Here is a 6141-nt window from a genome sequence, read left to right on the forward strand (position 1 = left end):
CAAGCCAACTGGCAATCAGCGACCGGGCCACGTCGAGCGGGAGCACGACGACGACCCCGGTACCATCGGCACCGGGGTTCGTGATCGATCCCCAGCCGGACCACCCCGAGCTGTCCAGGCGGAGGGGTGGTCCGGTGTTGCTTCTTCAGTTGTTGCGCGTGATTCCGTCCGAACCGACCTCAGTACTTGTGTCGGCCGCCCGGGTAACGGACCGGCTTACGGCACTCCGGCGCGTCCTCAGGCGCGGGCTCGCCGCCGAGCGCGTAACACAAGGCGGCATGCAACTGCTCTGCCTCCGCCACCGTCAGCACCAGCGGCGCAAGCGCGAGGTGCTTTCCGCAGCGGGCCACTGCCAGAGGCAGCACAAGGTGGCCGTCCTCTTCACGGCGCAGACCCAGCCCCGGCACGGGACCGACGTGCCACTCCTTCGAGGCCCCGGGCAGAGCCCTACTCATTCGGCCTCCCGCCCTCATGCGCAGAAGGGCCATCGGGGCGATCGTCCGGCTCACCGTCAGATAAGGCGGGCAGCCGCCCACCCCGGCTCTCGGCGACCCTCAGTGTGTCCCGCAGCCCTTCACACAGGCGCTTGACCAAGAACCGCATCTCAACCTCGCCCGCTTGGGGATCAGCAAGCAACATGCCCGCGCGACCCAGGAGTTCGGATGCAGTGTGGAGTTGTACTGCCTCCATCTCGTCAGCCAGTTGCGACAGCGGACTGTCGCTGTCATCCGTCACCAGGTAACAGGGCCGCCCTGCCGTGTTCGGCCACGGCAGTAAACGAGGCCGCTTATGCATCGTGTGGTCACGTTGCCGGGCTTCCCTCGCGTTCACGACACGGACCGCCGTCTCTGATCACATCTGCCGAGACCCTCCCGGCAGGGTGACCCGAGGTTGCACCCCAGGTCCCGGCCGTCGCTCCCCCCTCTTGGGGACCCCCCTCGTGGGTACACTCGCGAGACGAGAGGGCACACAGATCAGAACGAAGATCGGACCAGAAGAGACGTAGGTCAATCACGATGGGGAAGTGAGATGACCGAAGCTGCACCGACACCGGCAGCTCTGCCGCCTCATGTACTAGAGCGCGCGGACGTGCGGTCGGCGATCGCCAACCACGACTTCGGCGAAGTCTTCAGACTGGCCAAGATCCACGGAAACATCAGCTACGCCAAGATCGCCGAGGCCGTCGGCTACAAGCGCGAGCACATCGGCAAAATGGCCCGGCCCGATACCGACGGCAAGGGCGTTCGCCCACGGATCACTCAGTTCCACAAGATCCTTGAAGTGGTGGACGGTCTCCGCATCCCCGGTCACCTCGCGGGAGTCGCCCCGCGCCCCTGGGAGCTGGAGCGACCCGCCAGGACCACTCACCTGGAAGATCCAAGCACCCTGATCTCACAGGGGGGCGCTGGCATCTGGGACATCGCGGAGATGCTGCGACGCACGGAGATGTCCAGCATCAACAGCGCGGCCCTGGAATCGATCGAGGAAGGCATCGACCAACTGGCCCGTGCCTACCCCTACGCCGATGCCGACTACCTGCACGACCGCACCCGGAACGGCTTGCAATACGTCACCAAGCAGCTCGAAGGCCGGATGACCCTCCGCCAGCACCGGGAACTCCTCGTGGACACCGGATGGCTGTTCCTGCTGAACGCGTGCGTCCAGTACGACCGGGGCCAGCGCGAGGCCGCCAATCTCAGCAAGGCCGCCGCACTCCGGATAGGCGAGGAGGCAGGGCACAGCGAGATCAAGGCTTGGGCGTGGGAGATCGAAGCGTGGTTCGCCCTGACACAGAGCCGTTGGCAAGACATGCTCGATGCTGTCGAGGCCGGGCACACGGCGGACCAGACACACTCTGTCGGCGTCCAGCTCTACGCCCACAAGGCACGCGCCGCCGCGCGCATGGGAGACGCCCGACTCGTCCGCCAGTCCCTCGACGCCGGGCGTGCCAGGTTGGACCGACTTCCCAGGCCGGACCATCCGGAACATCACTTCATCATTGACCCGGATAAGTGGGACTTCTACGAGATGGACGCGTACCGTCTCCTCGGAGACGACGAGCGCGCCGCCACCCACGCCCGGTCAGTGATCCGCATCAGCACCGGCCCCAACGGCACCGAGATCTCACCGATGCGCGCCGCAGAAGCCCGCCTCACGCTCGGAGTCGCCGCCGCCCGCACGGGCGAGATCGAAGAAGCCATCGGCATGGGCACGACGGCCCTCGAAGCCGACCGCAAGTCCCTCCCGTCTCTGCTTTTAGTCGCCGACGAGTTGGACAAGGAACTGCGCGCCAGGTACCCGCGCGAGGCCGCTGCCCGTGACTTCCACGAGCAGATCATGACCATCAAACGAGGCACCGCCAGACCCGAGCTTCCATTCTGAACTCGACACACATGATCCGGGCCCCGCATCCTCATGGAGCGGGGCCCGGACCGTGTTGTGCGATCTCGTGGTGGGGACACAGTGAGCGATGGGAGCCGTAGGAAGCCTCCACCGCTCACTGGCACGGGCAGGAGATCAATCCGCTAGCGGCAGGTACACGCGGTTCCCCGCAGCCGCGAACTCCCTGGACTTCTGGAGCATCCCCGCCTCGATCTCCTCGGGCGTCGCGTCGGCGTCGCCGCCGAACTGCTCTGTGATGCTTCTGCTAATTTTCATCGAGCAGAACTTCGGCCCGCACATCGAGCAGAAGTGCGCCGTCTTGGCCGGCTCCGCCGGGAGCGTCTCGTCGTGGAAGGAGCGGGCCGTGTCCGGGTCGAGGGCCAGGTTGAACTGGTCCTCCCAGCGGAATTCGAAGCGCGCGTCGGAGAGCGCGTCGTCCCAGGCCTGGGCGTCCGGATGGCCCTTGGCCAGGTCGGCCGCGTGCGCGGCGATCTTGTAGGTGATCACGCCGGTCTTGACGTCATCGCGGTCCGGCAGGCCCAGGTGCTCCTTGGGGGTGACGTAGCAGAGCATCGCCGTGCCCCACCAGGCGATCATCGCGGCGCCGATGCCCGAGGTGATGTGGTCGTAGGCGGGGGCGATATCGGTGGTGAGGGGGCCCAGGGTGTAGAAGGGGGCCTCCTCGCAGACCTCCTGCTGGAGGTCGACGTTTTCCTTGATCTTGTGCATCGGGACATGGCCCGGGCCTTCGATCATCGTCTGGACGCCATGCTCCTTGGCGATCCGGTTGAGCTCGCCGAGGGTGCGCAACTCCGCGAACTGCGCCTCGTCGTTGGCGTCGGCGATCGACCCCGGGCGCAGTCCGTCGCCCAGCGAGTAGGTGACGTCATACGCCGCGAGGATCTCGCACAGCTCCTCGAAGTGGGTGTAGAGGAAGGACTCCTGGTGGTGGGCGAGGCACCAGGCCGCCATGATGGAGCCGCCGCGGGAGACGATGCCGGTCTTGCGGCGGGCGGTCAGGGGGACGTACGGCAGCCGGACGCCGGCGTGGACGGTCATGTAGTCGACGCCCTGTTCGGCCTGTTCGATGACCGTGTCCTTGTAGATCTCCCAGGTCAGCTCCTCGGCCTTGCCGTCGACCTTCTCCAGCGCCTGATAGAGCGGCACGGTGCCGATGGGGACCGGGGAGTTGCGCAGCACCCATTCTCTTGTGGTGTGGATGTTGCGGCCGGTCGAGAGGTCCATGACCGTGTCGGCGCCCCAGCGGGTCGCCCAGGTCATCTTCTCGACCTCCTCCTCGATGGAGGAGGTGACGGCGGAGTTGCCGATGTTGGCGTTGACCTTCACCAGGAACCGCTTGCCGATGATCATCGGCTCGATCTCCGGATGGTTCACATTGGCCGGGAGGACGGCGCGGCCCGCCGCGATCTCCTCCCGGACCACCTCGGGGGAGACGTTCTCGCGGATCGCCACGTACTCCATCTCCGCCGTGATCTCGCCCCGCCGCGCATAGGCGAGTTGGGTCACGGGGGCGCCCGGGCGGCCGCGGCGCGGCTGGCGCGGACGGCCGGGGAAGACCGCGTCGAGATTGCGCAGTCCGCCGCGGGGCGAGGTGTGCTTGAGCCCGTCGTCCTCGGGGCGGACGGGACGGCCCGCGTACTCCTCGGTGTCGCCGCGGGCGACGATCCAGTTCTGCCGCAGCGGCGCCAGGCCGCGGCGGACATCCGTTTCGATGGTGGGGTCGGTGTATGGGCCGGAGGTGTCGTACAGCGTCACGTCCTGGCCGTTGGTGAGGTGCACGCGGCGGACCGGGACCTGGAGGTCCGGGCGCGAACCCGTGACATATCCCTTATGCCAGCCGAATTCGGCCGTCTCGGCGCGCGATGATGCATCCTGCTGAGTCATGAGACCCACTCCCTACGCCGGCATTACCCGGTAACAGGTTCAGCGGTCGGCGCAGCTTCAGCGTCAGCGCCCTCTCAGCCCGGTGCTCCGAGCTCCCGCGATTGCAAAGGTTCGGCACCACGCTAACGGTTTATCCACAGCGCTGAACAGGGGGCCCACGTCTCTTGCGATGATGCGGTCGTGACCACCATCCAGCAGGACCACCCGCCCGAGCAGCCCCACCGCTCCGATCAGGCGCAGGGCCACGGCCACGGACATTCCCATGGCCACTCCCATGGCCATGGCCCCGCCACCCCTGTCTCCGCGCGTCTCCGCAAGATCATCGCGGCGGTGCTCATCCCCTTCACCGTCGCCGTCGTGGCCGGTCTGATCGTGCTCTGGCCGGGCGGCACGCCCGACCACAAGGCGCACGGCCGCAGCGGTCTCGGCTTCGACCAGACGACCGTGGCCGGACGGGTGGTGAAGATCGAGGAGGTGAACTGCGCCGATGTGAACGCCCAGCCGCAGGCGCCCACCGAGCCCGGCCAGGGCGGCGCCGCCCAGAGCGGCGCCCCCGGGCAAAGCGGGAGCCCGGGGCAGGGCGGGAAGAAGAGCGTCTGCGAGAAGGCCACGATCGAGGTCACCTCGGGCAAGGACAAGGGCCGCACGTTCCCCGAAATCGTCCAGCCCAACGCCTCGCGCCACTTGAGCGCCGGGCAGGAGCTGAAGCTGGCGTACGCCCCCAAGGCGCCCAAGGAACTGCAGTACTCCGTGTCCGACGTCGACCGGTCGCTGCCGATGGCGCTGCTGGCGGGGCTGTTCGCGCTCGCGGTCGTGGCGGTGGGGCGGCTGCGCGGGGTGTTCGCGCTGGTGGCGCTGGCGATCAGCTTCGGGGTGCTGACGCTGTTCATCCTCCCGGCGATACTCCAGGGTTCCAATCCGCTGGTGGTCGCGGTCGTCGGGGGTAGCGCGATCATGCTCCTCGCGCTGTACATGTGCCATGGGCTGACGGCGCGTACATCGGTCGCCGTGCTCGGCACGCTGGTGTCACTGCTGCTGATCGGGGTGCTGGGCTCGTTGTTCATCAGCTGGGCGAGCCTGACCGGCAACACGGACGACCAGACCGGGCTGGTGCACGGCCTCTATCCGAACATCGAGATACGAGGGCTGCTGCTCGCGGGCGTGATCATCGGCTCGCTCGGCGTGCTGGACGATGTGACGGTCACCCAGACCTCGGCGGTGTGGGAGCTGAGGGAAGCGGACCCGAGCACGTCCCGGCGCAAGCTCTACGGGGCGGCGATGCGGATCGGGCGGGACCACATCGCCTCCGTCGTGAACACCCTGGTGCTGGCGTACGCGGGCGCGTCGCTTCCGCTGCTGTTGCTGTTCTCCATCGCGGACAGCGGGGTGGGCACGGTCGCCACGAGCGAGATCGTCGCGGAGGAGATCGTACGGACGCTGGTGGGCAGCATCGGGCTCGTCGCCTCGGTGCCGGTGACCACCGCGCTGGCCGTGCTCGTGGTCTCCGCGGACCGCGCCCCGGCGGCGGACGGCGGCGCGGAGCGGGTGGCCGACGCGGGCGGCGCCCAGGCGGTCCAGACGGCCCGGACCGGCCGGGGCGGACGCGGGCGGCGGCGCCGGGCGAAGGGGCGCTGAGGCGAAGGGGCGCTGAGCCGACGGGCACGCTGCCCGTCAGCCCGGCCACGGCACAACACCGGACACCTGCCCTCGGCCCGCCCCGCATCCGGCTCTCAGCCCGCGTACCGGTCCTGGGGGGGGGGCCGGGGGGGTGGTGGGGGGTGGAGTCCGGGCCCGGCGCCCGCGCGCCCGCGCGCGCCCCGACGCCCCCCCACGGGGCCGCGGGGGGGGGGCGGC

The 6141-nt window shown here is 68.6% G+C and carries 4 protein-coding genes and 1 riboswitch; of the genes, 2 read left to right on the forward strand and 2 right to left on the reverse strand.

Annotation, left to right across the window (positions count from 1 at the left end; all coding sequences use genetic code 11):
- Window positions 1–179: 179 nt before the first annotated feature.
- Window positions 180–455 carry a hypothetical protein gene (locus tag ACFXB5_RS25795; protein WP_385211897.1) on the reverse strand — a complete coding sequence of 92 codons (276 nt, stop codon included), beginning with the start codon at window positions 453–455 and terminating at the stop codon, window positions 180–182.
- A 574-nt stretch (window positions 456–1029) separates the two neighbouring features.
- Between ACFXB5_RS25795 and ACFXB5_RS25800 the strand changes: the two genes are divergently transcribed.
- The gene (locus ACFXB5_RS25800; RefSeq protein WP_385211899.1) at window positions 1030–2382 is read left to right on the forward strand and encodes a tetratricopeptide repeat protein; all 1353 of its coding nucleotides are present in this window, start codon (window positions 1030–1032) and stop codon (window positions 2380–2382) included.
- Between the two features lie 135 nt (window positions 2383–2517).
- Here the strand turns inward: ACFXB5_RS25800 and thiC are convergent, their stop codons facing one another.
- Window positions 2518–4287 (reverse strand): phosphomethylpyrimidine synthase ThiC, encoded by a 1770-nt coding sequence (gene thiC, locus ACFXB5_RS25805; RefSeq protein WP_385211901.1) that lies wholly within the window; start codon window positions 4285–4287, stop codon window positions 2518–2520.
- Window positions 4280–4396: riboswitch (TPP riboswitch) on the reverse strand. (Overlaps the previous gene by 8 nt.)
- A 71-nt stretch (window positions 4397–4467) precedes the next feature.
- Here thiC and ACFXB5_RS25810 point away from each other — a divergent pair.
- Window positions 4468–5922 (forward strand): YibE/F family protein, encoded by a 1455-nt coding sequence (locus ACFXB5_RS25810; RefSeq protein WP_385211903.1) that lies wholly within the window; start codon window positions 4468–4470, stop codon window positions 5920–5922.
- The last annotated feature ends 219 nt before the right edge of the window (window positions 5923–6141 follow it).

The sequence above is a fragment of the Streptomyces sp. NPDC059455 genome, assembly GCF_042750115.1.
Lineage (GTDB): Bacteria > Actinomycetota > Actinomycetes > Streptomycetales > Streptomycetaceae > Streptomyces > Streptomyces endocoffeicus.